Below are 1,461 nucleotides of genomic sequence, written 5' to 3' on the forward strand. Positions count from 1 at the left end.
CAGGTGTTCCTTGCCCAAGCCGTTTTCCGATCCGATCTGGCAGAGGCCAAAAAAGGTGTCCGCGTTCCAGCCGCAACCGGCGGTCGGCGCAGTTGACGTCGTCATCGTCGGTGGCGGGATCATGGGTCTCTCCACCGCGCTCCATGCCGCGCGGCAGGGCCTTGCCGTCCAGGTGCTGGACGCCGGAGCGATCGGCGAGGGTGCCTCGGGTCTCAATGGCGGTCAGGTCATCCCCGGACTGAAATACGATCCGGAATGGCTGGTCGAGCATTTCGGCAAGGAGCGTGGCGAGGCGCTGGTCAATTTTGCCGCCTCGACCGCGGATGCGGTGTTCGACCTGATCCGCGACGAGAAGCTGGCGGTGCCGCTCACCCGCAACGGCTGGATCCAGGCCGTGCACACCGAGACCGCTTTGACTGCGGCAGCAAACCGGGATCGCCAGTGGCGGGCGCGCGGCGCCGACGTCGAACTGCTAAGCCAGGCCGAGATCGCGGCCATGACCGGCGCCAAGGGCTATCTCGGCGGCTGGCTCGACCGCCGCGCCGGCGTCGTCGATCCGCTGGCCTATACGCTGGAGCTGGCGCGGGTCACCGCTGCCGCTGGCGCAGGGATCGCACAAGGGCAGAAGGTGGTGAAGCTGCGCAAGGACGCCGGTCTCTGGCAGGTCTTGACCGAAAGCGGCCTGGAGGTGCGGGCGAAGGCTGTCGTGCTTGCCACCAACGCCTACACCGATGGCCTTCTGCCTGGCCTCGCGCGGACCATCGTGCCGCTGCATTCCTTCCAGATTGCCACTGCGCCGCTGCCGGCTGACATTGGCGCCGGCATCCTGCCGGGCGGGCAGGCGGTGTCGGATTCGCGCCGCATTCTCGTCTACTACCGCAGAAGTGCGGACGGCCGGCTTGTGCTGGGCGGGCGCGGCCGCATGGCACTGCCCTCCAGCGCCGCGGACTGGGCACATCTGGAACGCGCCCTGATCCGTCTCTATCCGGCGCTTGCCGGCATCGCGATCGAGAAACGCTGGTTCGGCCGGGTGGCGATGACGCCGGATCACCTGCCGCATATCCACGAGCCCGAAATGGGCCTGCTTGCCGTTGCCGGCTGCCAGGGCAGGGGCGTCGGCTTGATGAGCGCGCTCGGCAAGCGCATCGCAAGCTACCAGGCGAGCGGCGATGCGCGGCAACTGCCGTTTCCGTTGTCGCCGATCCGGCCGATCCCGTTCCATGCCTTCCGGCAGGTCGGCGTTGCCGCGACGATCGCCTGGTACCGGATGCTCGACGCGTTGGAGCGCTGATTTCGCCGAGCACATTCCGTCATTCTCGCGATTCAGCTTGACAGTTTCACAAATCTGAAAAAATCTAAGTCGATTTCATAATTCCGACGGGCAGATCGATGTCGGCCATTGCAGCAAGTCAGCCATTGCCGGAAACCCGCGCTTCGCCGGCTTTCCGCTTCGCCATGCTG

At 66.3% G+C, this 1,461-nt stretch carries 1 protein-coding gene; it reads left to right on the forward strand.

The window, feature by feature from the left end:
• The first annotated feature begins 55 nt into the window (after positions 1–55).
• On the forward strand, positions 56–1,291 hold the full coding sequence (locus EN738_RS34250; protein ID WP_348629122.1) for an FAD-dependent oxidoreductase: 1,236 nt from the start codon (positions 56–58) through the stop codon (positions 1,289–1,291).
• The last annotated feature ends 170 nt before the right edge of the window (positions 1,292–1,461 follow it).

The organism is Mesorhizobium sp. M4B.F.Ca.ET.017.02.2.1, from assembly GCF_003998955.1.
GTDB lineage: Bacteria > Pseudomonadota > Alphaproteobacteria > Rhizobiales > Rhizobiaceae > Mesorhizobium > Mesorhizobium abyssinicae.